At 61.8% G+C, this 26,187-nt stretch carries 22 protein-coding genes and 1 tRNA gene; 16 read left to right on the top strand and 7 right to left on the bottom strand.

From position 1 onward, the window contains the following. Positions 1–2 precede the first annotated feature (2 nt). From HMPREF9695_RS21810 to HMPREF9695_RS21795, 4 genes are read left to right on the top strand one after another with little or no spacing between them, the layout of a single operon-like run. Positions 3–884 carry an ImmA/IrrE family metallo-endopeptidase gene (locus tag HMPREF9695_RS21810; RefSeq protein ID WP_051055039.1) on the top strand — a complete coding sequence of 294 codons (882 nt, stop codon included), beginning with the start codon at positions 3–5 and terminating at the stop codon, positions 882–884. Beyond that, on the top strand, positions 877–1,731 hold the full coding sequence (locus HMPREF9695_RS21805) for a thymidylate synthase family protein (RefSeq protein WP_006023076.1): 855 nt from the start codon (positions 877–879) through the stop codon (positions 1,729–1,731). Before HMPREF9695_RS21810 ends, HMPREF9695_RS21805 begins: the two co-directional genes overlap by 8 nt. Continuing rightward, positions 1,728–2,837, top strand: coding sequence for a nucleotide kinase domain-containing protein (locus HMPREF9695_RS21800; RefSeq protein WP_006023075.1), 1,110 nt, complete (start codon positions 1,728–1,730; stop codon positions 2,835–2,837). Before HMPREF9695_RS21805 ends, HMPREF9695_RS21800 begins: the two co-directional genes overlap by 4 nt. 14 nt (positions 2,838–2,851) lie before the next feature. Continuing rightward, on the top strand, positions 2,852–3,748 hold the full coding sequence (locus tag HMPREF9695_RS21795; RefSeq protein WP_006023074.1) for a nucleoside triphosphate pyrophosphohydrolase family protein: 897 nt from the start codon (positions 2,852–2,854) through the stop codon (positions 3,746–3,748). On the opposite strand, the gene acpS is transcribed toward HMPREF9695_RS21795, so the two are convergent. Then, on the bottom strand, positions 3,715–4,134 hold the full coding sequence (gene acpS, locus HMPREF9695_RS21790) for a holo-ACP synthase (RefSeq protein ID WP_006023073.1): 420 nt from the start codon (positions 4,132–4,134) through the stop codon (positions 3,715–3,717). The genes HMPREF9695_RS21795 and acpS overlap by 34 nt on opposite strands. A 96-nt stretch (positions 4,135–4,230) precedes the next feature. On the opposite strand from acpS, the gene HMPREF9695_RS21785 reads away from it, so the two are divergent. The 3 genes from HMPREF9695_RS21785 to chrA all read left to right on the top strand — a co-directional run bounded on the left by HMPREF9695_RS21785 (position 4,231) and on the right by chrA (position 7,649). Further along, entirely contained in the window at positions 4,231–4,983 is a 753-nt protein-coding gene (locus HMPREF9695_RS21785; RefSeq protein WP_006023072.1) for a dCTP deaminase domain-containing protein, read from the top strand. A gap of 441 nt (positions 4,984–5,424) precedes the next feature. After that, positions 5,425–6,249 (top strand): chromate resistance protein ChrB domain-containing protein, encoded by an 825-nt coding sequence (locus HMPREF9695_RS21780; RefSeq protein ID WP_006023071.1) that lies wholly within the window; start codon positions 5,425–5,427, stop codon positions 6,247–6,249. After that, the gene (gene chrA / locus HMPREF9695_RS21775) at positions 6,246–7,649 is read left to right on the top strand and encodes a chromate efflux transporter (RefSeq protein ID WP_006023070.1); all 1,404 of its coding nucleotides are present in this window, start codon (positions 6,246–6,248) and stop codon (positions 7,647–7,649) included. Before HMPREF9695_RS21780 ends, chrA begins: the two co-directional genes overlap by 4 nt. A gap of 21 nt (positions 7,650–7,670) precedes the next feature. Here the strand turns inward: chrA and HMPREF9695_RS21770 are convergent, their stop codons facing one another. Further along, positions 7,671–8,183, bottom strand: coding sequence for a TetR family transcriptional regulator (locus HMPREF9695_RS21770; RefSeq protein WP_041713032.1), 513 nt, complete (start codon positions 8,181–8,183; stop codon positions 7,671–7,673). A 111-nt stretch (positions 8,184–8,294) separates the two neighbouring features. Between HMPREF9695_RS21770 and HMPREF9695_RS25995 the strand changes: the two genes are divergently transcribed. Further along, positions 8,295–8,531 (top strand): DUF2798 domain-containing protein, encoded by a 237-nt coding sequence (locus tag HMPREF9695_RS25995; RefSeq protein ID WP_006023068.1) that lies wholly within the window; start codon positions 8,295–8,297, stop codon positions 8,529–8,531. 47 nt (positions 8,532–8,578) lie between these two features. Next, positions 8,579–9,517 carry an NmrA family NAD(P)-binding protein gene (locus HMPREF9695_RS21765; RefSeq protein WP_006023067.1) on the top strand — a complete coding sequence of 313 codons (939 nt, stop codon included), beginning with the start codon at positions 8,579–8,581 and terminating at the stop codon, positions 9,515–9,517. Positions 9,518–9,609: 92 nt separating this feature from the next. Here HMPREF9695_RS21765 and HMPREF9695_RS21760 read toward each other — a convergent pair whose 3' ends face one another. Beyond that, positions 9,610–11,619: a DEAD/DEAH box helicase gene (locus tag HMPREF9695_RS21760; RefSeq protein WP_041713299.1), complete on the bottom strand. Its 2,010-nt coding sequence runs from the start codon at positions 11,617–11,619 to the stop codon at positions 9,610–9,612. 251 nt (positions 11,620–11,870) lie between these two features. Here HMPREF9695_RS21760 and HMPREF9695_RS21755 point away from each other — a divergent pair, with 251 nt between their 5' ends. Next, positions 11,871–12,287: a DUF1236 domain-containing protein gene (locus HMPREF9695_RS21755; RefSeq protein WP_006023065.1), complete on the top strand. Its 417-nt coding sequence runs from the start codon at positions 11,871–11,873 to the stop codon at positions 12,285–12,287. 64 nt (positions 12,288–12,351) lie between these two features. On the opposite strand, the gene HMPREF9695_RS21750 is transcribed toward HMPREF9695_RS21755, so the two are convergent. From HMPREF9695_RS21750 to HMPREF9695_RS21740, 3 genes are all read right to left on the bottom strand, one after another. Continuing rightward, positions 12,352–13,152, bottom strand: coding sequence for an FAD binding domain-containing protein (locus HMPREF9695_RS21750; RefSeq protein ID WP_006023064.1), 801 nt, complete (start codon positions 13,150–13,152; stop codon positions 12,352–12,354). A gap of 17 nt (positions 13,153–13,169) precedes the next feature. Next, entirely contained in the window at positions 13,170–15,524 is a 2,355-nt protein-coding gene (locus HMPREF9695_RS21745; RefSeq protein ID WP_006023063.1) for a xanthine dehydrogenase family protein molybdopterin-binding subunit, read from the bottom strand. Positions 15,525–15,609: 85 nt separating this feature from the next. After that, the gene (locus tag HMPREF9695_RS21740) at positions 15,610–16,095 is read right to left on the bottom strand and encodes a (2Fe-2S)-binding protein (RefSeq protein ID WP_006023062.1); all 486 of its coding nucleotides are present in this window, start codon (positions 16,093–16,095) and stop codon (positions 15,610–15,612) included. A 1,381-nt stretch (positions 16,096–17,476) separates the two neighbouring features. Between HMPREF9695_RS21740 and HMPREF9695_RS21735 the strand changes: the two genes are divergently transcribed. The 6 genes from HMPREF9695_RS21735 (at position 17,477) to HMPREF9695_RS21710 (ending at position 25,087) form a co-directional block, all read left to right on the top strand. Continuing rightward, a complete protein-coding gene (locus tag HMPREF9695_RS21735) occupies positions 17,477–18,979 on the top strand; it encodes an MFS transporter (protein WP_006023061.1) in 1,503 nt (500 codons plus the stop codon). Positions 18,980–19,026: 47 nt separating this feature from the next. Further along, complete coding sequence (gene otsB, locus HMPREF9695_RS21730; protein WP_245258812.1) at positions 19,027–19,791, top strand: trehalose-phosphatase; 765 nt, start codon at positions 19,027–19,029, stop codon at positions 19,789–19,791. Then, a complete protein-coding gene (locus tag HMPREF9695_RS21725; RefSeq protein WP_006023059.1) occupies positions 19,788–21,626 on the top strand; it encodes a glycoside hydrolase family 15 protein in 1,839 nt (612 codons plus the stop codon). Before otsB ends, HMPREF9695_RS21725 begins: the two co-directional genes overlap by 4 nt. 268 nt (positions 21,627–21,894) lie before the next feature. Beyond that, positions 21,895–23,391, top strand: coding sequence for an alpha,alpha-trehalose-phosphate synthase (UDP-forming) (locus HMPREF9695_RS21720; protein ID WP_006023058.1), 1,497 nt, complete (start codon positions 21,895–21,897; stop codon positions 23,389–23,391). Between the two features lie 89 nt (positions 23,392–23,480). After that, a tRNA-Ser gene (locus HMPREF9695_RS21715) sits at positions 23,481–23,570 on the top strand. Between the two features lie 485 nt (positions 23,571–24,055). After that, a complete protein-coding gene (locus HMPREF9695_RS21710; protein WP_006023057.1) occupies positions 24,056–25,087 on the top strand; it encodes a sensor domain-containing diguanylate cyclase in 1,032 nt (343 codons plus the stop codon). A 41-nt stretch (positions 25,088–25,128) separates the two neighbouring features. Here the strand turns inward: HMPREF9695_RS21710 and HMPREF9695_RS21705 are convergent, their stop codons facing one another. Next, positions 25,129–26,151, bottom strand: a complete 1,023-nt coding sequence (locus HMPREF9695_RS21705) for a YheT family hydrolase (RefSeq protein ID WP_006023056.1) — start codon at positions 26,149–26,151, stop codon at positions 25,129–25,131. Between the last annotated feature and the right edge of the window lie 36 nt (positions 26,152–26,187).

Below are 26,187 nucleotides of genomic sequence, written 5' to 3'. Positions count from 1 at the left end.
TCATGATGCAGCGGACGAACAAGCCGAACGTGGATCGGCGGGCGTTGGCGATCCAGGCGATGCAGGCCGCTGCCGCCACGCGCGCCAAGGCGGGCGTCGGTCAGTCGGGACCGGTGTGCATCTACGGCATCTGCGAGACGCTCGGCGTGAACGTGCGCTTCAACTACATCAACATGGAAGGGATGTATCAGCGCGGCGCCCAGCCGCGCATCCATCTATCGGCGCGACGGCCGCTGCCGCGGCGCGCGTTCAACTGCGCGCACGAACTCGCGCACCACGTGTTCCACCATGGCACGTCGATCGACGAACTCCGCGAGGACGCGAAAGCGAAGCCGTGGGAGGACCCCAAGGAGTTTCTCGCGGACACGTTCGCGGGCTTCATGCTGATGCCGACCATCGGGCTACGGCGCGCCTTCAAAGCCCGCGGCTGGGCGCCGGCGACGGCCACTCCCGCGCAGATGTTCATGATCGCCTGCGAATTCGGCGTCGGCTACAACACGCTTCTCACGCACCTCTCGGTCGGTGTGAACATGCTGGCGCTCGGGCGGGCCAAGATCCTCAAGCGAACGACGCCCAACGCGATACGCGCCGGGCTGCTGGGCGCACTCACTCCGGATCCGCTTTTTCTCGCCGACGTTCATCGCGTCTCGCCGACGCTCGACGCGGAGGTCGGCTCGCTGCTGCTGCTGCCGCAGCATGCCGAGGTCGGTGGCGATGCGCTCGTCCGCGAACGCGACATCGAGCACGGCCGCGTCTTCCGCACGGTGCGGCCCGGCATCGTCCGGGCGACCGCCGGCGATTGGGCCACCTTCGTTCGAATCGCGTCCAAGGAATACGTGGGACTGGCCCAATACCGCCATTTGGAGGATGATCCTGATGAGTAAGTCAAATTCGCACGCCGACGAACCGACGATCATCGCCGACACCAACCTTTCCCGCGCATGGGCGCGTCTGTTCCTTCAGATTTTTGACAGCCGTCGGACCGAGCTGTCGCCGCTGACCTTGAGTCTTACTGGCTTCGACGCCGACGGTGGCGCCGCCGAGACGACGAGCGTCCGCGGAGCCCTCGACCAGACCCTCAAGCTCAAGAACAAGATTTCCGTCGACACCGTCGCCTTCACGATCTTTCCCGACAGGTTGTGGAAGATCGCTCGAGGCGATCGAAGTCGGCTCTTTTCGCTGTATACCGGAGCCTTTCCGCGCTACGTGGCGATGAATCGCGCGGCCAACGGACGGGGACTCTACTTCGAGCGCATGACAAATTTCAGCAAGGCGGTGCCGTGCGACGGCAATCAATTGGAATTCATCTTGTCCCGCTACAACGAGAGAGCGGGCGTCCGCGACACGATGCTGCAGGTGGCCATCTTCGATCCCGCCCGCGATCACATCAAGACGGCCCGTCTTGGCTTTCCGTGCCTCCAGCACCTCTCCTTCGTGCCCACCAAGGAGGGACTCGTCGTCAACGCCTTCTACGCCACGCAGTATGTGTTCGACAAAGCCTACGGCAACTACCTCGGTCTCGCCCGGCTCGGCGCGTTCATGGCTCATGAGATGGATCTTCCACTCGCGCGTCTCAACGTCACCGTCGGCGTCGCCAAGCTCGATGGCGTCAGGAAGACGGACGCGTCGCTGGCGCCCCTGATCGCCGTCGCGCGCGCCGCGGTCGAGCCGCCGCCGGTTCCTTCGAAGTCCCCGCGTCCGAGCGTAAGCGCGAGGGGAGCTTCGGCTTGAGGGGTAGGGCGCGTAAATCGCCGGCGGCGGAACTGCGCGGCGGAACGACGAAACCGAAGGTGCCGCCATCGCCGAGCAAGCCGCCGCCATCGCCGCTCGTCTTCCGACACCTGGCTCCCGCGAAGGTTTCCGAGGTCTATGAGAGCTACTGGCGCTTTGCCGCGGAACGACAGGCGGTGTTCTTTCGCAGAACCCGCGCCGAGGCGAGTCCGTGGACGCAGGATGCCGTCATCTCGACCTACAAGTTCACCAACGCCTACCGAGCCTCCGACCGCGTCAGCCAGTATCTGATCCGGAACGTCATCTACCGCGAGGATCTGCCGAAGACCCCTTCCGAGGTTTTCTTCCGAATCCTGCTGTTCAAGCTGTTCAACAAGATCGAAACCTGGGAGCTTCTGGAAAGCGCGCTCGGTCCGATCACCTTCGAAAGCTATCGTTTCGACCGCTTCGACGAGGTCCTGACGCGCGCGAAAGCCGCCGGCGACCGGATCTATTCCGCCGCATACATTATGCCGCCGGGAAGCGCCGCGTTTGGCCGGCCGGCCAAGCATCAGAACAATCTGCTGATGCTGGAGCGGATGATGGAAGATCGCCTTCCCGATCGTCTCGCACAGGCTCGCTCGATGCAGGACGGGTTCGAGAAGTTGAGGTCGTATCCGACGATCGGCGACTTCCTGGCCTATCAGTTCGTCATCGACGTGAACTACAGCGAGATCACCGACTTCAGCGAGATGGATTTCGTCGTTCCAGGCCCGGGTGCCCGCGACGGCCTGCGCAAGTGCTTCGTCGACCCGGGAGGCTTGAACGAGCCCGAGCTCATCCGCGTGATGGCCGATGTTCAGGAGCGTGAGTTCGAGCGGTACGGACTGGACTTCGAAACCTTATGGGGTCGCCGGCTTCAACTGATCGATTGCCAGAACCTTTTCTGCGAGGTCGACAAGTATGCGCGCGTCGTTCACCCGCAGGTCATCGGGAAGACCGGCCGGACACGGATCAAACAGAAATTCCAGCCGATCTCCGAGCGGATTGATCCGTTCTATCCGCCGAAATGGAAGATCAACGACAAGATCCGGACGATCGCATCGAAGGTGCGGGCGACCGGATAGCGAAGGAGCGTAGCATGGACTTCGAGACGTATCAGAAGGAAGCGCTGCGCACCGATCGCGTGCCGGCACACGGCGACGACGACGTGGCTTCCCTCATCGTGCCGATGCTGGGTCTCGCCGGCGAGACCGGGCAACTGCTGAGCGAATACAAGAAGCACTTACGCGATGGCGAAGCCCACCGGCTTTTCAAGGAGCGCGTTTCCGAGGAGCTCGGCGACCTCATGTGGTACGTCGCGAACGTCGCCAGCAAGTTCGGGCTGGCGCTGGACGACGTGGCCGTGGCCAACCTGGAGAAGACCCGCGGCCGTTTCCTTTCCGACGATGCCGTACTTGATAGTTTCGATGCCGATCTTCCGGACGTCGAACGTCTGCCCCGCAGATTCGAGGTCCATCTCATCGACAGTGACGGCGCCGGACGGCAGCGCGTCCGCGTCGTCATCGACGGAGAGCCTTTCGGCTCGGAAATGACGGACAATGCCTACGACCCGGACGGTTACCGCTTTCACGACGTTTTCCACTTCGCGTATGCCGCCGTGCTCGCATGGTCGCCAGTCACGCGGGCGTTGATCCGTCGGAAACGAAAAAGCAGGCCGCTGCTCGACGAGGTCGAGGACGGTGGCCGGGCTGCCGTGATCGAGGAGGGGGTCGCCGCGCTGGCTTTCGACTACGCCCGCCGGCATCGGATGCTCGAAGGGGTGGGGCGGCTGGATTTTCAGCTCTTGCGGACCATCAAGGACATGACCTCGCATCTGGAAGTCAACCGGCGCACGACCGGCGAATGGGAGCAAGCGATCCTTGTGGGCTTCGAGGTCTGGCGCGCCGTCCACGCCGGCCGGGGCGGGCGGATCGCGGTCGATCTCGACGCTCGCCGCATCGACTATCTCGGCCCCGCCGAAGGGAGCGCGGCTTGAGCCCCGTCGCCCAGCGCTATGGCGCTGGCGATGGCCATGCCGCCGGCGTGGCTGATGCTCAGCCGCCAACCGGTGACGCCGAGATCTCGCGCGGCCAAGGCGGCCCCTCCGTCCAAAACCGCTTCCGGAGGCCCGCCGGGTCGGCGTCGAACCACGACATCCTTGAACGCTACGCCGGCGCCGAAACCTGTGCCGAGAGCCTTCAGCACCGCTTCCTTGGCGGCGAAGCGGCCGGCCAGCCGTTCGACCCGCTCCGGCCCGTCTCCGATCTCGGCGATCTCCTCGGCTGTGAAGCAGCGCGGAAGGAGGGGATCGCGAGGATCTTCGATCCATCGGCGCAGCGCTGCGACCTCGACGAGATCAATTCCATGTCCGAGTATGATCATCTTCAGAGTCCGCTTGGGTCACCATCGTCGGAGACGGGGCCACCGGATGGCGGCTGGACGTGACAATAACCATAAAATCACGCGGGGAAATCGGCCATGACGAGCGAAGCGGGACCATTCTGGAGCGGTGAAACGCTGACCGAGCGCCTGCCCGACCTGATCGCGCCGTTCTCTCCGGATCGGATCGATTGCGCGGCGTACACCTTGGCGGTCGGACCCGAAGTGTACGTGTCTCCAAACGATCAGTCCGTCGATCCGACCACTGTGACCGTGCGCAAACTCGCCGAGGGCGAAGCCTTCACCATTCCGCCCGGACAGTTCGCATTCCTTCTGTCGGAGGAGATAGTGTCGGTGCCGGCGGCCGCGATCGCGTTCATCTCGATCCGGGCCAGGATCAAGTTCAAGGGCTTGGTGAATGTGTCGGGATTCCACGTCGATCCCGGCTACCGTGGCCAGTTGACCTTCGCAGTCTTCAATGCCGGGCCGGTCCCGATCCACATCAGACGCGGCCAGCCGATTTTCCTTATCTGGTTCGCCCGCCTCGATCGGGAGACCGCTTACAAGAAGGACGGTCCGGTTCACAAGGGCATCGACATCGAAGCCGTGACCTCGGTGGCCGGCGAACTGCAATCCTTCGCGGGCTTGTCGAAGAAGCTGAAGGATCAGGACAAGTCCCTCGGCGACCGGATCCATGCCATCGAGCGCGAGCAGACCTATTACCGCGGCATCGGTGCGCTCGTTCTCGCGATTGTCATTGGTTTCAGCGTCAATTGGCTCAAGGATGCGATTGCCGCCAAGCCGCAGGGCCAGCCTTCCGTCGCCGCACCGGTGTCCCCGCCCCCAAAATGAGGGAAGCAAATGCGTCGCTGAGCGTGCGATCGGTTTTCAAACCGAGATGAGTCGGACCTGCGCGCCAAGCGGAATTCGTATTGGGTGGCTTGGTCGTTTCACCTTGCCTCTCGGCGCGGATGCGGACCATTCTCAACCCGCGCCCGCGAGACCTGTGCTTTCGGAAGGGTTGCAAACCCCCGGAAAGTGGTACACAAAAGTGGCCGCACAACCGAAACCGGGTTTTCGCGAAGCCTTAATTTTCAGGGTTTTCGGCGTCAGTCGATGTGATAGGCGGGAATCCCTCCCTCTCCGCCAACAACCTCCCGGGGCATCAGCCCGACCCCGTTCGCAATTGACAAAATGTCGCTCTTTGGCTGTACTTGAGGCCATGGGGAAAGCGATCTCCCCACAAGGCGACATGCCCAAGAATCGCGTCCAGTTTTTCAACAAGGACGCATCATGTCAGCTATCAATGCAATTCCCCCCGAAAAGCTCTCCCGTTTGATCGGCACGCCCGCGTGCCCCATTCTCGTCGACGTCAGGACTGACGAGGACTTCAAGGCTGATCCGCATCTGATACCCGGCGCGAGGCGGAGCGATTATGCGCAAGCCGCCGCGTGGGCATCGGCATTGTCCGGCCAGGCCGTCGTGGCAATTTGCAAGAGAGGGCAGAAACTCAGTGAGGGTGTTGCAGCATGGCTTCGTCATGCTGGCGCTTCCGCCAATATTCTTGAAGGCGGCATCGAAGCCTGGGCAAAAGAAGGTCTTCCGTTGGTCCCTGCTTCAAAGCTCCCTGATCGAGATCCGCAAGGCCGGACGGTCTGGGTAACCCGCTCGCGCCCCAAGATCGACCGGATCGCCTGCCCGTGGCTGATCCGCCGCTTCATCGATCCATCGGCGGTGTTTCTGTTCGTGGCCGCTTCGGAAGTTGAAGCCGTCGGAGCGCGCTTCGGAGCTGTTTCATTCGACATTGAGAACGTGTTCTGGAGTCATCGCGGCGAACTGTGCACGTTTGACGTGATGATCGAGGAATTCGGACTCGAGACCGCGCCGCTCAAGCGTCTGGCGACGATGGTTCGGGCTGCGGACACGGCCCGGCTCGATCTCTCGCCCGAGGCTCCCGGTCTGCTTGCGGCGTCGCTGGGCCTGTCGCGAATGTACTCCGATGACCTGAAACAGCTTGAAGCCGGCATGGCACTGTACGATGCATTCTATCGCTGGTGCCGGGACGCAACCGACGAAACCCACAACTGGCCATCGCATAAGGCAAAAGTGAAGTCATGACCGACGCTGCCGCAACGTCTTCAATCTCCACGGAACGAAGCACACCCAGCTTCCCCACCCTGGGGGAGGCTTTCTGGGTCTGGCTGCGGATCGCCTTGCTCAGCTTCGGCGGCCCCGCCGGGCAGATCGCGGTCATGCATCGCATCCTCGTCGAAGAGAAGCACTGGGTTTCGGAGAGCCGGTTTCTGCATGCGCTGAACTACTGCATGCTGTTGCCGGGTCCTGAAGCGCAGCAGCTTGCGACCTATATCGGCTGGCTGATGCATCGTACGCGCGGCGGCATTATGGCCGGCGGGTTGTTCATTGTGCCGGGCGTCATCGCCATCATGGCGCTGAGCTACATCTATGCTGCGTTCGGCAATGTGGCGTTTGTCGCTGCGCTGTTCTTTGGCCTTAAGGCGGCTGTTCTGGCGATCGTGATTCAGGCCGTCTTCCGCGTCGGCAAGCGGGCGCTGAAAAACCGTGTGATGCAGTGGCTGGCGGCCGCCGCGTTCGTGGCGATCTTCTTTTTCAATGTGGCGTTTCCCGTGATTATTCTGGCGGCGGGGCTGATCGGGTTTTTCGGCGGCCGCGCAGGTCTTGCCGCGTTCGCAGCGGGTGGCGGGCACGGCAGCGATAAGTCCACCGCGCTCGTGGATAGTCTGCTTGGCGATGAGTTGCCGCTACACGCGCGCCCGAGCGTGGCGAGTTCCCTGCGTGTCGCGGCGGTCTGGCTGCTGCTCTGGCTGATCCCGGTGGCGTTACTCTTTCTGCTACTCGGACATGGCAATGTCTTTACGCAGATCGCGGTGTTTTTCAGCAAGATGGCCATGGTCACGTTCGGCGGGGCCTATGCCGTGCTGGCCTACGTCGCACAGCAGGCGGTTGAGAATTATCACTGGCTAAAACCGCACGAAATGCTGGACGGCCTCGGCATGGCGGAAACAACGCCGGGCCCGTTGATCATGGTGCTTCAATTCGTGGGCTTCATGGCCGCCTTCCGTGATCCCGGCACGCTGCCGCCGATGATCGCAGGAACGCTTGGCGGCCTGCTGGCGACCTGGGTGACGTTCACGCCATGCTTCCTCTGGATATTCCTTGGCGCGCCGTTCATCGAAACCATGCGTGGCAACAAGGCGCTTGCAGGCGCACTGTCGGCCATCACGGCGGCGGTGGTTGGCGTGATTTTGAATCTGGCGATCTGGTTCGCCGTCCACACGGTCTTCCGCGCAACGTTTCCGGTGCAGCGCTTCGGGCTGTCGTTCGATGCGCCGGTGCTCACCAGCGTCGACCCATGGGCGCTTGCGCTTTCCGTCGCCGCGGCGGTTGCAATATTCCGCTTCAATGCCGGAATGTTGCAGACCCTTGCAGCCTGCGCGGCGGCAGGCGTTGCGCTTCACTTCGCCGGGTTGCTTGGATAAACCCGGTGAAGAAGCCCTCGATTATTTCCGCTGCCGCGCGCTTTCGAGCAGCGTCATGCAGGCTTCTAGACAAGCCGCAGCAATCGTCCGGCCCAAGGGGCTCGGCTTCTTGTTCAGGAGCCGATGCATCACCACGCCGTGCAGCATCATCATAACAGGATACGCGACGTTCGCGGCCCTGCTTTCGTCCACACCGGCGCGCACGAGATGGGCGGTGTATCGTTTGATCTCGGCCCCCTGTGCATCTGTTGTGACACGCTCCATCCAGCCGCGCCCGTAGAGCAATTCATAATCGCGAGGGTGGCTGGTGCCGAATTCGAGATGCCGCACGCACGCGTCCCGGAAGTCGCGCGATTTTCCGAGATAGGCCGAGAAGCGCTGAAAGGCGAGCGTGCGCAATGCCTTCAGCAGCGCCTCCCGGTCGGCGAAATAGCTATAGACCGTCGGCGTCGTGGTCGCCGCTTTCGCCGCAACGCCGCGGATCGTTACCGCTTCCTCGCCGCCTGACTGCCACAGGGCGTCGGCGGCCTTCAAGATTTTGTGAGGTAGCTCCGGATCGGCAGTTCGTGGCATCGGGTCCTATTGCTTTTACATTGTATAAGTTATACGTCGTCTAAATAATAACCCATCCCCAGGAGCAGGCAAATGGCCCTTCCCCCCAAACTGATCGGACCCACGATCTCCCTGATCACCGGCCTCATTACCTCGACCAGCATGTCGTTCATCGGTCTCGCCTTGAACTATGGCTTCCAGCCCGATTTCGCGGCCCGTTGGCTGAAGGCCGCGGCAACGAGCTACGTCGTAATCGTACCGATGTTGATGATCCTTATCCCGCCGATCCAGCGCTTCGTCATGCGGCAGGCCGGAGTGCCGACGCGCTAACGTATCGCCCCAGTTCGCATCGTTGAACGTAATCCAAGGTCAGCATCATGACGACGAAATACAAACTCGACAAACCGATCCTCGTGACCGGCGCAGCCGGCGCCATAGGCGGCGTCGGCCGCAACGTCACCGAATTCCTGCTCGCAAAGGGGCACAAGGTGCGCGCCCTGGTTCGGCGTGAGGACGAACGCGCCGACGTCCTGCGGCGGCTCGGTGCAGAGGTCGTAAAAGGCGACCTGACAAACCTCGACTCGATGCACCGCGCCATCGAAGGTTGCGGGCGGATCTATTTCGGAATGTCTGTCTCGGCGGCTTACCTGGAAGCCACGATCAACACCGCTGCGGTGGCGCGCCACCACGGCGTCGAGGCTTTCGTGAACATGTCGCAGATGACGGTCTCGCAAATGAGTATCAACGAGAGCACCGAGAGTCCTCAGCACAAGCTGCATTGGCTCGCGGAGCAGGCTCTGTCCTGGTCGGGACTGCCGGTTGTCACGGTGCGGCCGACAGTCTTTTTCGAAGGCTTCTTTCTTGTCCTTGCCGGCGTCAGCGTGCGGGCCTCGGACGCGTTGATGCTGCCGATGGGAGGCGGCAAGATTTCGCCGATCTCTGCAGTCGATGTGGCAAGCGCGGTGGCAGCGATCCTCGACGACCCCGCACCGCATATCGGACAGATCTACGATCTGACCGGGCCGGAATCTGCCGATCTGGACTATTATGCGCGCATTTTCTCAGAGGCGCTCGGCAGGCCCATCCGATATCGCGATGTCCCGCTCCCGGCGTGGAGCGAGGGTCTTCGGCAGGCGCGGTTTCCTGAGCACGTCGTCAGCCATCTTTCGGCGATGGTCGAGTTGACCCGGCAGGGACGTTACGATCGCATGACGGACACCATGCGCAAGCTCACCGGCAAACCACCAACGAACATGCGCGACTTCGTGAAGCTCCATGCGGCTGAGTTCAAGCCGCGGGAACCTGCGCATTCGTGAAACTCTCAGCGAGCGTGACGCTTTAACCTGACGGGCTTCCCGGACGAGCCCGTCAGTGATGCGCGAGGCGGATGATCGCCAGGCGTTAAGTTTTACGCGCCTTTGCGGTGCTTCTTTTTCTTCGGCTTCTTGTTGAACGTCGGCCTCTCGACATCGGGCCAAGTCTGGCGGTCGGCTTTCTTGCCGGGCTTCGGGCCTTTGCTGCGCGGAGGCGGACCCTCGAAGCGGCGGGCATCGTCCCGCTGAGGTTTTCCGCTGTGGCTGGGTTTGTCGTAGCGTGGTTTGTCCTCAAAGCGCGGCTTGTCGTCGTAACGAGGTTTCGCGTCGTAACGCGGCTCGTCATTACGGCGCGACTTGGCGCCGAGATCCTTGTCCTTGTGCGGCGGCTTGCGCGGACGTTTTTCAAACGTGCCGCTGTCGCCCTGTGGTCCGTTCGGCAGCGCCTCGATGCGGATATTGTCTTCCTTATCGGGGCGCTTGATCTTCGCAGCGAATTCATCGGCGGCGGTTGCCGAAATCTCGAATTCGGTGCTGCCGTCGAAGATACGAATGGCGCCGATGTCCTGTTTGCCGATTCCGCCGCGGCGGCAGATCATCGGCAGCAGCCAGCGCGCTTCGGCGTTCTTGTTGCGGCCAATGGCAGCGCGGAACCAGACGCTGCCTTCCGGCATCTCGCCCCGTGATTTCGACTTCGCGCGCGGTGCGCGGTCGTCGCCGCGCGGCTCGCGGCTGTCGCGTTTTGCCCCGCGATCCTCGCGCGACCCTCGGTCATCGCGTGATCGGCCACCCTGGCCGGGATCGAGAATGTCTTCAGGCGAGGGCAGGCGCGAGCGATAGAGCCGCGCCAGCGCCGCTGCGATGTCCTCAGCCGAACGCTCGGCGAGCAGTGCGCGCGCCAGAACGAGATCGTCTTCGGTGGTCGCTTCACCAAACAGCGCGTCCTGCAGCATACGCTGCTGATCGAGCGCGCGGATTTCCTCTACGGTGGGAGACGTGCCCCATACCGCATCGATGCCCGCCATGTTCAGCAGCAATTCGGCGCGTCGTTTGCGTGCGGGGATCACGAGCATCACGCTGATGCCCTTCTTGCCTGCGCGTCCGGTGCGGCCGGATCGATGCTGAAGCACTTCGGGATCGTTCGGCAGGTCGGCATGAATGACGAGGCCCAAACTGGGCAGGTCGAGGCCGCGCGCCGCAACGTCCGTGGCGACGCAGACCCGCGCGCGTCCGTCGCGCAGGGATTGCAGCGCCTTGGTTCGCTCGTTCTGTGTCAGTTCACCGGACAGCGCGACCACGGAGAAACCGCGCTCAAGCAGCGCGGCCTGCAAATGGTTTACCGCGTTGCGGGTATTGCAGAACACGATCGCGCTGGCGGACTCGAAAAACCGAAGCACATTGACGACGGCATGTTCGACGTCGCCCGGCGCGATACGGATCGCGCGATACTCAATATCGGCATGGCCGCCGTCGCCGCCAGCCACTTCGATGCGGAAGGGGTTGTTCTGATATTGCTTGGTGATGGAGAGAATCGTGCGCGGCAGGGTCGCGGAGAACAGCAGCGTGCGGCGGGTGTCCGGCGTGGTCTCGAGGATGAATTCCATATCCTCGCGGAAGCCGAGATCGAGCATCTCGTCGGCTTCGTCGAGCACGACGGCTTTCAGTTCGGAGACGTCGAGGCGCTTGCGGCGGATGTGATCGCACAGCCGTCCCGGCGTACCGACCACGATGTGGGCGCCGGCCTCGAGTTCGCGCTTCTCGCGCTGCGGGTCCATGCCGCCGACACAGGACACGACGCGCGCACCGGCATAGGCGTAAAGCCATTCCAGTTCGCGATGAACCTGCAAGGCCAGTTCTCGTGTCGGCGCAACGATCAATGCGAGCGGCGCACTAGCTCTCGGCAGGCGGTCGGCATCGCCCATCAGGTCGCTTGCGATCGCGAGCCCGTAGGCGACGGTCTTGCCCGAGCCGGTCTGGGCCGACACCAGAAGATCGCGGCCGATGGCATCGGGCGCGAGGACGGCGGTCTGTACCGGAGTTGCATCGTTGTAATTGCGCTCGGCCAGGGCGCGGGCGAGCGGGGGGCTTGCGGACAGGGATTTCACGTTGAGACCTTGGCTGGCGTTGCCGCCATGAATGAGAAACGCCTCAATGCACGCACGACGCGCGCATCCGGCAGTTTCAAAGAAATCGATGAATTGGGGGTGCTTTAGGCCAGTTTTGGTCAAAGAGCCATCAATAAGTGCGGTGTCTGCCATCGGAATAAGGCCATTCCGCGATCTCGCTGCGCCGGGAGGAACTATTCGGCCGTGGGCTACTTGTGCTCCCCGAGAATTCTTAACCGGGAGATTTAGATATGAAGAGAACCATAGTTGCTTTGGCGATGATTTCTGCGAGCGCGCTCATTCCGGCCGCAGCATCGGCTCAGGGTGTTCCGGGCGGCGTCGAACGCGGGGCTCGCGAGGGCGAACGCGTGGGCGGGCCGGTCGGGGCGATTGTCGGCGGGACCGTTGGTGGTGTTGTCGGCGGCGTGGCCGGCGTTCTCGGCGTCGATCAGCGCCCGCGCTTCCGCAGTTACGTGGTCGAGCAGCGTCGCCCATCCTATCGGTATCAGAACGACCTCGCGGTCGGTGTCGTTCTTCCAGAGGAAGGCGTGACCTACTACGACGTCCCAGAGGAGTATGGCGTCCGCGATTATCGCTACACGGTGGTGAACGACCGCACGGTGCTGGTCGATCCGCGGACCCGTCGCGTGGTTCAGATCGTCGACTAATTTAGACCCTCGTAGAACACAAAGGCCGCCCCTCAGGGCGGCCTTTATTTTGCAGACGGACTTGTCAGCCCGCCGCGGCAACTGCGCGCTGCGCCATCACCTTGATGAGGTTGGCGCGGTAAGTGGCCGAACCGTGGATGTCTTCCATCAGCCCGTCAGCCGAAATCGTCACGCTGTCGATCGCGCCAGGGGACCAGTTGGCTTTCAGTGCTGCCTCGATGGCCGGGACGCGCATCACACCGTTCTGTGACGCTCCGGTCGCGGCAACGCGCACGTCTCCCGATTTGGTCTTGGCGACGAAAACGCCGGTGAGCGCGAAGCGCGACGCCGGATGGCGCATCTTCGAATAGGCCGCCTTTGCCGGAATGGGGAAAGAGACTTCGGTGATGATCTCGCCGTCCTCCAGCGCCGTGGTGAACAGGCCCTGGAAGAAATCGTCGGCCTTGATGCTGCGCTTGTTGGTTTTCACCGTGGCATCGAGCGCCACCACGGCTGCGGGATAGTCCGCTGCCGGATCGTTGTTGGCGATCGAGCCGCCGATGGTTCCGCGATAACGAACCGCGGGATCACCGAGCACCGAGGTCAGATGCACGATGGCGGGGATTGCCTTCTTCGCATCCGCGCTGGTGAGGATGTCGTAGTAGGTCGTCGCCGCCTTGATGACGAGCGCGTCGGCGGTGGCCGATACGCCGACCAGCGCAGGGATGCGGGCGAGGTCGATCACATCCGACGGCTGGGCAAGGCGCTGCTTCATCACCGGCAGCAAGGTGTGGCCGCCGGCGAGATACTTCGAATCGGAGCCTTTCTTGAAAAGGGCCACGGCGTCATCGACGCTTGAAGGACGGTGATAGGTTGTCTCGTACATGATGCGTCTCCCCGTCCTTACTCTGCGGCCTGTTGCTGATGAATGGCGTGCCACACCCGGTCGGGCGAGGCCGGCATTTCGAGCTTGTTGTTTCCGATAGCGTCGGTGATCGCGTTGATCACCGCGGGTGTTGAGCCGATGGCGCCGGCTTCGCCGCATCCCTTGATGCCGAGCGGATTGCTCGGGCACGGGGTCATGGTGTGCGACACCTTGAACGAGGGCAGGTCATCGGCGCGCGGCATGGCGTAGTCCATGAACGATGCCGTCACGAGCTGGCCGCTCTTGTCGTAGACCGCGCCTTCGAGCATTGCCTGCCCGATGCCCTGGGCGAGGCCGCCGTGAACCTGGCCTTCGACGATCATCGGGTTGATCAGGCGTCCAAAGTCGTCCGCCGCGACGAAGTTGACGATGTCGGTCTTGCCGGTGCCGGGATCGACGTCGACCTCGCAGACATAGGCGCCGGCGGGGAACGTGAAATTGGTCGGATCGTAGAACGCGGTTTCTTTCAGCCCGGGCTCCATGCCGTCCGGCAGGTTGTGCGCGGTGTAGGCGGCGAGTGCGACCATCGGCAGCGCGATCGCCTTGTCGGTGCCGGTGACTTTGAATTCGCCGTTCTCGATGACGATATCGTTCTCGGAGGCCTCCAGTTGATGCGCGACGATCTTCTTCGCCTTGGCTTCGACCTTCTCCATCGCCTTGACGATGGCCGACATGCCGACCGCGCCAGAGCGTGAGCCGTAAGTGCCCATGCCGAACTGCACCTTGTCGGTGTCGCCGTGAACGATCGACACCTGACCGATCGGAATGCCGAGACGGTCCGCGACGACCTGGGCAAACGTCGTCTCATGGCCCTGTCCGTGGCTGTGCGATCCGGTCAGGATCTCGATGGTGCCAACGGGATTGACCCGTACCTCGCAGGATTCCCACAGGCCGACGCCAGCACCGAGGCTGCCGACGGCTTTTGACGGCGCGATGCCGCAGGCTTCGATGTAACAGGAGAAGCCGATGCCGCGCAGCTTGCCTTCTGCCTTCGCCTTCGCCTTGCGGGCAGGGAAGCCGGCATAGTCGATGGCTTTCAAGGCTGCGTCGAGCGAGGCGTTAAAGTCGCCGGCGTCATAGGCCATGATGACCGGCGTCTGATGCGGGAAGCTGGTGATGAAGTTCTTGCGCCGCAGTTCGGCCGGATCGACCTTGAGCTGCCGCGCCGCGGTTTCCATCATCCGCTCCATCACGAAAGAAGCTTCGGGACGGCCCGCGCCGCGATAGGCATCGACCGGCGTGGTGTTGGTGTAGACGCTGACCACCTCGGCATAGATGTTCGGGATGTTGTACTGGCCCGACAGCAGCGTGGCGTAGAGATAGGTCGGCACCGACGACGAGAACAGCGACATGTAAGCGCCGAGATTGGCGTGGGTCTTCACCCGCAGGCCGATGATCTTGTTGTCCTTGTCGAAAGCCATCTCGGCCCTGGTGATGTGATCGCGGCCGTGTGCGTCGGTGAGGAACGCCTCGGTGCGGTCTGATGTCCATTTCACCGGCCGGCCGGTGCGCTTGGAGGCCCACAGCGCCACCATTTCCTCAGGATAGATGAAGATCTTTGAGCCGAAGCCGCCGCCGACATCGGGCGCGATCACGCGCAGCTTGTTTTCCGCCGCGACATTATAGAACGCCGACAGCACGAGGCGCGCGACATGCGGATTCTGCGATGTTGTATAAAGAGTGAAATGCTCTTCCGCGGAATCGTATTCTGCAACCGCCGCGCGCGGCTCCATCGCATTCGGCACCAGCCGGTTGTTGGTGATGTCCATCGCCACAACATTGGCGGCCTTCTTGAAGGCCTCGCCGGTGGCGGCTTCGTCGCCGATGCTCCAGTCATAGATCACGTTGCCCGGCGCTTCGGGATGAAGTTGCGGCGCGCCGGGTGCGATGGCTGAGCGGATATCTGCGACCGCCGGCAGTTCCTGGTAAGTGACCTCGACGGCTTCCGCCGCGTCGCGCGCCTGATTGCGGGTTTCTGCGATGACGACTGCGACGGCGTTTCCGACGAAGCGTACCGTTTCCGGCGCCATCGCCGGCCACGCACCCATTTTCATCGGCGAGCCGTCCTTGGAATGGATCATCCAGCCGCAGATCAGATTGCCGATCTTGTCATCGACAAGCTGCTGGCCGGTCAACACGTCGACAACACCCGGCATGGCCTTGGCGGCGTCGACATTGATGCTTTTGATCTTCGCGTGGGCGTGCGGGCTGCGGACGAACGACGCGTAGGTCATGCCGTGGAGGCGGACGTCATCGGTGTATTTGCCCTTGCCCGTGATGAAACGCTTGTCTTCCTTGCGCGTGACCCGTGCGCCAATACCTTCAACACTCATAATCCCGACCTTTCCATAAGGGCTGCCTTGATCGCGCGAGCAGCGCGGGCAGTTGCACATCTGATTATTGGGTCGTCGCTGCGGATCATTCCGCGGCGGCGGCAACCTTCATGCGTCCGGCGGCGTCGAGCACCGATTTGACGATGTTGTGGTAGCCGGTGCAGCGGCAGATGTTACCTTCCAGCTCGTGACGAACGGTTTCCTCGTCGAGGCCGGCGGGATGGCGCTGCACGATGTCGATGGCGCTCATGATCATGCCCGGCGTGCAATACCCGCACTGAAGGCCATGATTGTCACGAAAGGCAGCCTGCATCGGATGCAGGGTATCGCCCTTGGAAATGCCCTCGATGGTGGTGACGTTGGCGCCGTTGGCTTGGCCGACCAGGGTTGTGCAGGATTTAACCGCGCGCCCGTCGATGTGAACGATGCAGGCGCCGCACTGGCTGGTGTCGCATCCGACATGCGTGCCGGTAAGCCCAAGATGGTCGCGCAGCAGGTGGACCAGCAGCGTTCGATCCTCGACGTCGGCAGACACCGCCTTGCCGTTGACGGTCAGTTTGACTGTAGACACAAGCACCTCCCAGGTTATTCCGAAGTGATTTTCAGAAAACGGTTTTTGTAATTGTTCTAATTAACAACCGGCGCGCAAAACTTTGCAACGCCGATTTTCGTCGAGGATGTCATTGCACGATCATCTGAGCGTGAAACGCGTCGCGTGTTCGATGCGCGATGTCTCTCGGTGTTGATCTCGCAGATGCGAAAGGAATTGTCCGGTGACGGCTAACTTTGGATTGCGATGGCATGCCCAATCTCTCACCAGTCCTCAGCGGCTCATCGTCATTTGCCAGATTCAATTTTCAAACAGCATGCGCGTGGGGGTTGCTCCATTCGCGCCAACGAAAGGCGTGCACATTCGTTCTCGCGCATCGCGCGAGGCCTGCCTCGTTCGCGCCCTCAATATGAGGGGCATGGAGCGCCGCGAGGCGCACCTTTGTGTTGTTTCGCTTCCGGCATCGCGTGCGAGGCGATGGTCTTCCGGAAGCGCATCGCCTTGCGGCGCTCCATTGCGGCGATTTTGGGTGAGGGGACCGTACTTCCGGGTGCGGACGGGGGAGGTTACTCGACCCCTGATCCGGACGGCTTTCGCCGCCTTCGTCCGCTCCGCGTCCAGCCGGCGAACGGCAGAGCCACATAGTTGGCCCGGACGGTGACCCCAGCCTCCCGGACGCGTGTTTGCGAGACACGCGCGCAGGCGCCGCATCCTGCTCCGCTTCAAAGCGCCCTCGAGAAGCGCCCCTCACGAACAGGACATGGCGAACTTAAGAGAGGTTGAGAGCGCGGGGACGCGTATCCCCATCACGAAATGTTTCGAGGTCGGATTTCCCCACTTGTCATTCCGGGGCGCGCGTTGCGCGAGCCCGGAATCCATCGCGGTGTTGGAGAAATGGATTCCGGGTTCGCGCGAAGAGGCGCGCCCCGGAATGACAGAAACAACAGTTGTATCGCTCTGCTTGATCGTGTCCCTGCATTGCCACGGCGTGCGGTGGTTATGGGTCCCCCTTTCGCACCACCCCGGAATCCACGGTCACGACACAGAATTCCGCAATCATGGATTGCAGGCCTGCACCAGGCGCCTCACCCTGGAATGACTGGTGAGATTATTCGCGAAACGCCCGGAATGATGAACGGCCCTGTCGCGTGATCGGCCGGCGGTTCCAATTGGAACCTCCTTCCCATGTCGGTGTTGTCTGGATGGGCGGCGGCGGGTTTACCCGCCATCCGGCGGTCAGGTGTGGACGGGCGGTTCAGGCCTTGCCGTTGAAATTGTTGCCGTTTCGGGGAGGCGGGATTGCAAGGTTCCAGAGCCATCCCGCAGCGGCTGCCGCCTGCCATCGCCGGTTACGGCGTCCAATCGAAAGGTCGAGAGTGAAACCGGTGAAAAGGACGGCGGGATGTCAGTTTTGACAAACATCCAGATGTCCCCGGCACAAGTCTCGCAGCAAGGAAGCGCTCCCGTTTCCGCCGCGCTCGCAAAGGGTGCCGTTGAGACCGATATTCCCGCGCGGCTGGATTCGCTGCCATGGGGCGGCTTTCATACCCGCGTCATCGCGGCACTCGGCATCACATGGATTCTCGACGGGCTCGAGGTCACTCTTGCCGGGGCATTGTCGGGTGCATTTAAAAGCAGCCCGGTTCTGAAATTCAGCAACACCGACATCGGTATTGCGACCAGCGCCTATCTTGCCGGCGCAGTGCTCGGCGCCATCGGCTTCGGCTGGCTGACCGATCGCATCGGGCGCAAGAAACTGTTTTTCGTCACGCTGGCCGTTTATCTCACGGCGACAGCGGCAACAGCCTTCTCGTGGAATCTTGCGAGCTTCGCGCTGTTTCGGTTCATCACCGGCGCGGGGATCGGCGGCGAGTACACAGCGATCAATTCAACGATTCAGGAACTGGTGCCTGCGCGCTATCGCGGCCGTACCGATCTGATCGTCAACGGCAGCTTCTGGATCGGCGCAGCCATCGGCGCGGTGAGCGCGATTGTGCTGCTCGATCCCGCCGTGATCGATCCTGAACTGGGTTGGCGGCTGGCATTTCTGACCGGCGCGGGCCTTGGTCTGGTCGTATTCGTGATGCGGTTATGGATTCCCGAAAGCCCGCGCTGGCTGATGATTCACGGTCAGCCCGAGCGTGCCCTGAAAATCGTCGCGGATATCGAACGTGCGGTGCCCGGCGGCGGCAAACCCGATCATCCGTTGCCGAAGATCAGGCTGACGATGCGGACGCATACACCGCTGCGCGAAGTTGCCGACACCCTGTTCCATACCTATCGTAGCCGCTCGCTGGTCGGACTGTCCCTGATGGTGGCCCAGGCGTTCTTCTACAACGCGATTTTCTTCACCTATGCTTTGGTTTTGACAGATTTCTTCGCTATCCCCGCCGCGAACATCGGCTGGTACATTCTGCCGTTCGCCGCCGGAAACTTTCTCGGGCCGCTGCTGCTCGGATCGTTGTTCGATACCGTGGGACGGCGCACCATGATCGCGCTGACCTACAGCGTGTCCGGTATTCTGCTTGCCGTGTCGGGCTACCTGTTCTCGATCGGCGTGCTCACTGCGCAAACCCAGACGATCGCCTGGATGGTGATCTTCTTCTTTGCGTCGCCGGCGGCCAGCGCCGCGTATCTGACCGTGAGCGAAACCTTTCCGCTCGAGGTCCGCGCTCTGGCCATCGCGCTGTTCTATGCGATCGGCACCGGCATCGGAGGCGTCGCGGGGCCGGCGCTGTTTGGAGTTCTGATCGATACCGGCTCGCGCGGCAGCGTGTTCGCCGGTTACCTGCTCGGATCGGTTCTGATGGTTGCCGCTGCGCTCATCGCGTGGCGCTACTGCATCGATGCCGAGCGCAAATCACTTGAGGAGGTTGCGCGGCCGCTTGCTGCGCAGAACAACTGATGGATCATCGCGTGATTGAAAAAATCCCGGCAACGGGCGCGGGCGACATGTTGTCTGCTCCGGCGGGAATTGTGCCGGACCTCGACCAGACGGCCCTGTTACTCGACATCGACGGCACCTTGCTGGAGCTGGCGCCGACGCCGCGTGATGTCGTGGTGCCGCCAAATCTGGCAAGCACGCTTCAGGCGCTGCATGATCGGCTGGATGGTGCGCTGGCGCTGGTCAGCGGCCGCTCGCTGACCGATATCGATGTCATCTTCGCGCCGCTGCAGTTTCCCGCAGTCGGCGGTCATGGCGCCGAAATGCGGCTGTCGATCGAGAACGAGGCGGTGGCGTCGCATGCGCCGCCGATGGACAACGATCTGAAAAAACGGTTCATCGCGATCTCGCATCTCAGTCCCGGTATTCTTTACGAGGACAAGGGTTACTCGATCGCATTGCATTACCGGCTGGCGCCGCAGTTCGAGCGAACGATCTACGAAGCCGTATCCGCAATCCGGGCCGATCTTCCGCAGGCGCCGATCGAGGTGTTGCCGGGAAAGTTCGTGTGCGAGATCAAGCCCGCGGGTTTCACCAAGGCGACCGGTGTCCGCGAACTGATGAGTCATGCGCCGTTCTCCGGCCGCAATCCCATCTTCATTGGTGATGATGTCACCGACGAATCCGTGTTCGCCATCATGCCGGCGTTCCGCGGCGTATCATTCTCGGTGGGCCGCCGCGCTCACGGGGTCGACGGGCAGTTCAGGGCTCCGAAGGACGTCCGCGCATGGTTGACACACTTGCTTGATGACGAGGCGATGGCGGCGCAATGAATATTCCCAAGGCAATGACGAAGTCCCAGATTGAAGCAGGCGCGAAGATCGACCATGGCCTCGATCTGGCGGTGATCGGCAACTGCAAGACCGCCGCGCTGGTCGATCCGACATCGCGGCTGGTGTGGTGGTGTTTCCCGCGCTTCGATGCCGATCCGGTGTTCTCGCGCCTGGTTGCAGGCGACGAGGAGAAAGGTTTCAGCGACGTCGTGCTGGACGGCATGGTGGAATACAAGTCCGACTACGTCCGCAACACCGCCCTGGTTGAGACCATTCTGACAGATGCCAAAGGCAACGCGGTCCGGATCACGGATTTCGCGCCGCGCTTCCGGCAGTACGGCCGCATGTTCCGGCCGCCGCAGTTGTTCCGGATCATCGAGCCGATTGCCGGATTGCCGCGCATCACCATCCGTGTCCGTCCCACGCATTCCTACGGCAAACCGCTGAAGCGAAGCTCGCTCGGCAGCAATCACATCCGCTATGTCGAGGAAGAATCCACGGTTCGCGTCACCACCGATGCGCCGATCGCGATGATTGAGCATGAAACGCCGTTCGTGCTGACGCGGCCGGTGCATATGGTGTTCGGCCACGACGAGCCGTATCCCGGTGATCTTGCGGCGACCGCGACCTCCTTCGCCGAGCAGACGAGGGCTTACTGGCTGCACTGGGTGCGGCGCCTCTATATTTCCTACGACTATCAGGAAGCGATCATTCGCGCTGCGATCACGCTGAAGCTGTCGAACTTCGAGGAGACTGGCGGAATCATCGCTGCGCACACCACATCGATCCCGGAAGCGCCGGGTTCGGGTCGCACCTGGGACTACCGGTTCTGCTGGCTGCGCGACGCCTATTTCGTGGTGAAGGCGCTCAACCGCGTCGGCGCGACCCAGACGATGGAGGACTTCATCGGCTTCACGTTGTCGATCGCGGCCAACGCGGACGGGCCGCTGAAGCCGGTTTACAGCGTGGTGCCGAACCTGCCGCTCGACGAATGGATCGCGACCGATCTCAAAGGGTACCGCGGTGACGGTCCGGTGCGCATCGGCAACGCAGCCGTCGAACAGAGCCAGCATGACACCTATGGCAGCGTGATCCTCGCCGCCTTGCCGCTGTTCTTCGACCGCCGTCTGCCGACGCCGGGTGGCGAGAAGCTGTTTCGTCTGCTCGAGGATCTCGGAGAGAAGGCCGCAAGCGTCGCGCTGCAGCCGGACGCCGGCATCTGGGAATACCGCGGCCGCCAGCGCGTTCATACCCATTCGGCGGCGATGTGCTGGGCGGGCGTCAACCGCCTCGCCTCCATCGCCACACGTCTCGGTCTGCATGATCGCGCGGCGTACTGGAATTCGGTTGCCGATCCGATTCACAAGGAGCTGCTCGACAAGGCGTGGAATCCGAAACGGGAAGCGTTCACCGCAGCCTTCGGATCGGACGATCTCGACGCCAGCGTCTTGCTCCTGCCGGATCTCGGTGTGTGTGAGGTCGACGATCCGCGTTTCATCAAGACGGTCGCGGCGATGGAGCGTGAGCTTCTGCGCGAGAAGCACATGATGCGCTACGCGGCAGAAGACGATTTCGGATTGCCGGCGACGGCGTTTCTGATCTGCCGGTTCTGGCTGATCGATGCATGGTGGCAGCAGGGACGACGCGAGGAGGCGCGCGAGGCATTTGCTGATGCGCTGTCGCATCGCAATCGCTACGGGTTGTTGTCAGAAGATATCGATCCGAAAACCGGCGCGCTGTTTGGAAATTTCCCGCAGACCTATTCGATGGCGGGATTGATTCTCACCGGCATGAAACTGTCGCGGAACTGGGAAGATCGCTACTGGCGCAGTTAGTGTTGCTGCTATTGGAAAGCTGAATCAGATTCTTTTTCATCGCGAGGAAATATGAAATACGCGACGGTATTTTGCATGGATACGCGTCGCGCGATTCCGAATGTGTCAAGACTAGGCAAATCGTTTTTAATCGGCCACGCTTCACGCAATGGAACTCGGTTCCATTTCTTGCCAACAAATTCGACGTCAATCGGTCTGAAGGATGGCGAGGAACCATATTGATGAACAAGCGTTGTTTTTGCGTTTGCAGAACTAGGGAGGGCACCCTGTGGATCTCGTCGTCGTCTCCAATCGGGTCGCACGCGCAAAAGCAAATGAGCCAATGACCGGTGGACTGGCAGCAGCGTTGCTGCCTGTGGTGGAAAAATCAGGTGCAATCTGGGTCGGTTCGTCCGGCCGCGTTCGTGATAATCTATCCAAGGATTCTTTCGCTGAAATCGAATCGCTTGGCGCAGGCGCGCTGGCGCTGCTCGATCTTCCTGCTGCGCATTACGGCGGATATTACGAAGGTTTCGCGAATTCCGCGTTATGGCCCGCACTTCATTCCCGCAACGATCTGATCCGTGTCTCGCAGGATGACTATCAGTCCTATCGAGAAGTGAACGCCTTCATGGCGCGCGCGCTGATGCGCTTCAACAAGCCGACGGCCGCGTTCTGGATTCAGGACTATCATTTCCTCACGCTGGGCGCGGAGATGCGCGAGCTTGGCGTCCGCAGTCCGCTGGGCTTTTTTCTCCATACGCCGTGGCCGGCGCGCCGCGTCTTTGCCGGCGTTCCGCATCACCGCGATCTGGTCGAGGCCATGCTCGCCTATGATCTGATCGGCTTTCAGACCGAGGACGATTGCGAAAATTTCACCGCCTATCTGCGCGCGGAGATCGGCCTCGACGTCGAGGACGGCATCGTCACGTCGCGGTTCGGGACCTCACGCCTCGCGGTATTTCCGATCGGCATCGATGTTGACGGTTTCGCAGCGCAAGCCCAGCGCGCGGCGTCGCATCCGGACGTGTCGCGGCTGCGCAAGAGCCTTCACGGCGAACGGCTCGCGATCGGTGTTGACCGCGTCGATTACTCCAAGGGCTTGGTCAATCGCATCAGCGCGTTCGATCGCCTGTTTGAAATCCAGCCCTCGCTGAAGCGGTCGGTCTCATTGCTGCAGATCGCGACCCCGTCGCGCGGCGGCATCCAGGCTTACAGCAATTTGCAGGACGAGCTGTCGAAGCAGGTGACGGACGTCAACGGGCGCCATGGCGAGGTGGACTGGACGCCGATCCGCTATCTCAACAAGGGTTTCAGCCAGACCGTGCTTGCGGGGTTCTATCGCGCCGCACAGGTCGGCGTGGTGACGCCGCTGCACGACGGCATGAATCTCGTCGCCAAGGAATATGTCGCGGCCCAGAATCCGATCGACCCCGGCGTGCTCGTTCTGTCAAAATTCGCCGGCGCCGCGAATGAACTCGACACCGCGCTGCTGGTCAATCCGCACGACATCGACGGCATGGCGCGGACCATTGCCGTGGCGTTGTCGATGCCGGCATCCGAGCGCCGGATGCGGTGGGAGGCGATGATGACCAAGCTGCGTGCCGGCACCATCCATCGCTGGTTCTCCGACTTCATCGAGGCGCTCGAAAACGCGCATGTGGGGGCGGGGCCGAGCATATTGCCGTCGGTCGTTCGTCCGTTGCGGGTCGCCGGCGCGCCGCCTATGGGAGATGGCTGTATCCGCGAATCGACGCGTTTTCAGCCCCGGCCTATGGTCAATTAGCCTCAGAACTTCAAATATTTACGGAATATTTCCGGTGAGCGCCCGCGCTCTCTTGCAAAACGGCGCGGGCCCCTTCATGACAGGCGCGTGGAGAGGTGGCCGAGTGGTTGAAGGCGCACGCCTGGAAAGTGTGTATACGGGAAACCGTATCGCGGGTTCGAATCCCGCTCTCTCCGCCAGCTCCGAGAGTTCGCCTTTTGGCGCTTTGCTCTCGTCAACGAGCATTCGCCTGAGACCATAACCAACCGGGCCACCCTGGCGAAACCCGTGTTCAATCAAACGGCATTGTCAGCAAACACTTTGACCGGGAGTTCGCGGCTATACTCCCGGCCAACACGCGCCTTACGTTCTTCAGCAGAATGGAGCCGTCAGTCACCAACGTGACGTGATAACCAGCTCCATTACGTACCGGCCGGTGGATTCGATGCAGGTATTGGCAATGAGACCGATGAGGATAACTCTCTCGATACCATGTTTCGTAGCATCGCCGAACATGCCAGGCAGCGCGGACTGGCGGCTTTTGGCGTTCGGCAAATGAATTTCGGACATTTCCTATAACGGTTTGGCGTCGCCACTTCCGTCAGGACGACCAGAACTGCTTGGAGGAACTATCATTCGTTAAGCTGTGCAGATTACCGTCCCGTCAGATTCAGGGGAGGTGCACTTGTCCAGCGATACGAATGAGGACCTGCGTCTGCAGGCCCTCCGCCGATACGATATTCTCGATACCGCACCAGAGGAAACCTTTGACCGAATCACCCGGATCGTCGCGGCGGCCCTGCGGGTTCCGATGGCTGCGGTGTCACTGGTCGATGACCACAGGCAGTGGTTCAAGTCGCGAATAGGGCTGGCAGCCACAGAGACTCCCCGAAGCTCTTCCTTTTGTGCCCACACGATCTTGGCAAACGGCGCCATGGTCGTGACCGATACGACGCAGGATTTACGTTTCAACGGCAATCCGCTGGTCCTGGGCGATCCCCATATCAGATTTTATGCCGGCTATCCGGTGGTTTCCTCAGACGGGGTGCCGCTCGGCGCGGTCTGCGCCATCGACACGTCGCCGCGGGACATTAGCCCTCAGGAACTGGGGCTGTTGAAAGACCTGGCCGCTCTCGTCAACGAGCAATTGGAACTACGGCTCCTGGCCTCGATCGATGGCCTGACAGGCGCACTAAGGCGCAAGACATTCCTTAACATGTGCGAGCGCGAGCTACTGCTGGGTCGCCGGGGCAAGACGCCGAGCAGTTGTCTCATGATCGATGCCGACCACTTCAAGGCGATCAACGATCAGTACGGCCACGACGTCGGCGATCAGGTGCTCAAGGCCTTGGTGGATACCTTTAAAGCCGGGTTACGCGCCACCGACATCGTCGGTCGCCTAGGTGGAGAAGAGTTCGGCATATTCCTGCCCAGCACCGACCTGGCCGGATGCGTCGAAGTCGCCGAACGACTGCGTGGTATGGTGGAAAGCCTTGAGATCACCACGGCAAATTTGTCGGTCACCGTCAGCATCGGTGCTGCCGAAGCGGCGGCGACGGGCGAGGACATTCTCGGCCTGCTCCACAGAGCGGATACAGCCTTGCTCAAGGCCAAGCGGACGGGACGAAATCGCATTATCACCGAATGTGACTCGGAAACTTTATGTTGCGGATCGTCGGCGGGCTTCTTCACCCCCTCACGCAGCCTCGTCGGATGAACACCGAGGTCGTCTGCGGCCAGGCGTGCGACACGCCCCGCTCAAGTTTGCTCGATGCCTTTCAAGAACCGGGCGGCGCAAACATCATTCCAGCGCGCATGAGAATCGGCCCCCCGAAATCCGCAATGACCCCCGGATTGCGATAGCAGCCGAACCAGTTTTGGATTCCTGTCCCACTTGTATTGAAGATAGGCCTCGCTTGGGACGATCGGATCGTTAGCCGCGTAGATCACGAGCGTAGGGACAGCGATGTGCTCCAGAAATGAAGCGCACGATGAGCGTGTGTAATAGTCCTCCGCACCGCTAAAGCCGTTACGGGGTGCGGTGAAAGTCTGATCGAAGTCCCAGATGGTGCGCGCCGCGAGAGCCGCATTGCGCTCCTGCTTTGAAAGCTCCGCGGCGGGCTTGACGCTTTCCGTTCTCAATTGGGAAAGGATCGCGAACTGAAACAGCGCGTTGTCCCACCGCATGAACCGGCGCGACACGGCCGCCAGATCGAGAGGGGAAGAGACGGCAATGGCTGCTCTGAGAGGCGCTGATGAGCCGCGCTCGCCCAGAAATTTCAGCAGCACATTCGCGCCGAGGGAAAAGCCCATCGCTGCGATTCCGTTGGATCGCAGATCGGCCGGCACCATCGAGACCAGATGGACGAGATCGTCGGTCGTGCCGGCATTGTACTGAAGCTTGCAGAGCGGACGCGACGGACCGGCGCCCCGCAGGTTGGCGCGCAGGACGGGATAGCCGAGATTCAGGAAGTAAGCCGCCGAGCGTAGAATGTAGCTGCTGTCTTCGCTGCCGCTCACGCCATGAATCAGCAGGACGACGCATCGGTCGATGGTCGGGCGCTCCGGACGATGGAGCATTGCAACCAGGGTGTCCCCGGTGCCGTCCAGAACGGGTGCGAACAGTTGCTCGCTTGGATACCGGTCGAGGTCACGCGGACTTACCGTGGGGAGTGCGCCGGCGATGGTCTGAAGGTAACCGCCCCACCAGGGGGCGCCCGCTTCAAATCCTGGAAAATCGGGTTGCGTTGAAGCCTCGCGTGTCATCGAACTGAGCGTCATGTGATGCCCCCGGATGCGGTGCGTGCTGTCACGGCT

The organism is Afipia broomeae ATCC 49717 (assembly GCF_000314675.2).
In the GTDB taxonomy this organism is placed as follows: domain Bacteria; phylum Pseudomonadota; class Alphaproteobacteria; order Rhizobiales; family Xanthobacteraceae; genus Afipia; species Afipia broomeae.
Note: the sequence above shows the minus strand (reverse complement) of the source record. Positions and strands in the feature narration are given on the sequence as shown.

What these genes read in the sequence shown, in the direction of transcription:
- HMPREF9695_RS21810 (WP_051055039.1), top strand. Translation starts at nt 3, where the DNA reads ATGATGCAGCGGACGAACAAGCCGAACGTGGATCGGCGGGCGTTGGCG.
- HMPREF9695_RS21805 (WP_006023076.1), top strand. Translation starts at nt 877, where the DNA reads ATGAGTAAGTCAAATTCGCACGCCGACGAACCGACGATCATCGCCGAC.
- HMPREF9695_RS21795 (WP_006023074.1), top strand. Translation starts at nt 2,852, where the DNA reads ATGGACTTCGAGACGTATCAGAAGGAAGCGCTGCGCACCGATCGCGTG.
- acpS (WP_006023073.1), bottom strand. Translation starts at nt 4,134, where the DNA reads ATGATCATACTCGGACATGGAATTGATCTCGTCGAGGTCGCAGCGCTG.
- HMPREF9695_RS21785 (WP_006023072.1), top strand. Translation starts at nt 4,231, where the DNA reads ATGACGAGCGAAGCGGGACCATTCTGGAGCGGTGAAACGCTGACCGAG.
- HMPREF9695_RS21780 (WP_006023071.1), top strand. Translation starts at nt 5,425, where the DNA reads ATGTCAGCTATCAATGCAATTCCCCCCGAAAAGCTCTCCCGTTTGATC.
- chrA (WP_006023070.1), top strand. Translation starts at nt 6,246, where the DNA reads ATGACCGACGCTGCCGCAACGTCTTCAATCTCCACGGAACGAAGCACA.
- HMPREF9695_RS25995 (WP_006023068.1), top strand. Translation starts at nt 8,295, where the DNA reads ATGGCCCTTCCCCCCAAACTGATCGGACCCACGATCTCCCTGATCACC.
- HMPREF9695_RS21765 (WP_006023067.1), top strand. Translation starts at nt 8,579, where the DNA reads ATGACGACGAAATACAAACTCGACAAACCGATCCTCGTGACCGGCGCA.
- HMPREF9695_RS21755 (WP_006023065.1), top strand. Translation starts at nt 11,871, where the DNA reads ATGAAGAGAACCATAGTTGCTTTGGCGATGATTTCTGCGAGCGCGCTC.
- HMPREF9695_RS21750 (WP_006023064.1), bottom strand. Translation starts at nt 13,152, where the DNA reads ATGTACGAGACAACCTATCACCGTCCTTCAAGCGTCGATGACGCCGTG.
- HMPREF9695_RS21745 (WP_006023063.1), bottom strand. Translation starts at nt 15,524, where the DNA reads ATGAGTGTTGAAGGTATTGGCGCACGGGTCACGCGCAAGGAAGACAAG.
- HMPREF9695_RS21735 (WP_006023061.1), top strand. Translation starts at nt 17,477, where the DNA reads ATGTCAGTTTTGACAAACATCCAGATGTCCCCGGCACAAGTCTCGCAG.
- otsB (WP_245258812.1), top strand. Translation starts at nt 19,027, where the DNA reads ATGTTGTCTGCTCCGGCGGGAATTGTGCCGGACCTCGACCAGACGGCC.
- HMPREF9695_RS21725 (WP_006023059.1), top strand. Translation starts at nt 19,788, where the DNA reads ATGAATATTCCCAAGGCAATGACGAAGTCCCAGATTGAAGCAGGCGCG.
- HMPREF9695_RS21705 (WP_006023056.1), bottom strand. Translation starts at nt 26,151, where the DNA reads ATGACGCTCAGTTCGATGACACGCGAGGCTTCAACGCAACCCGATTTT.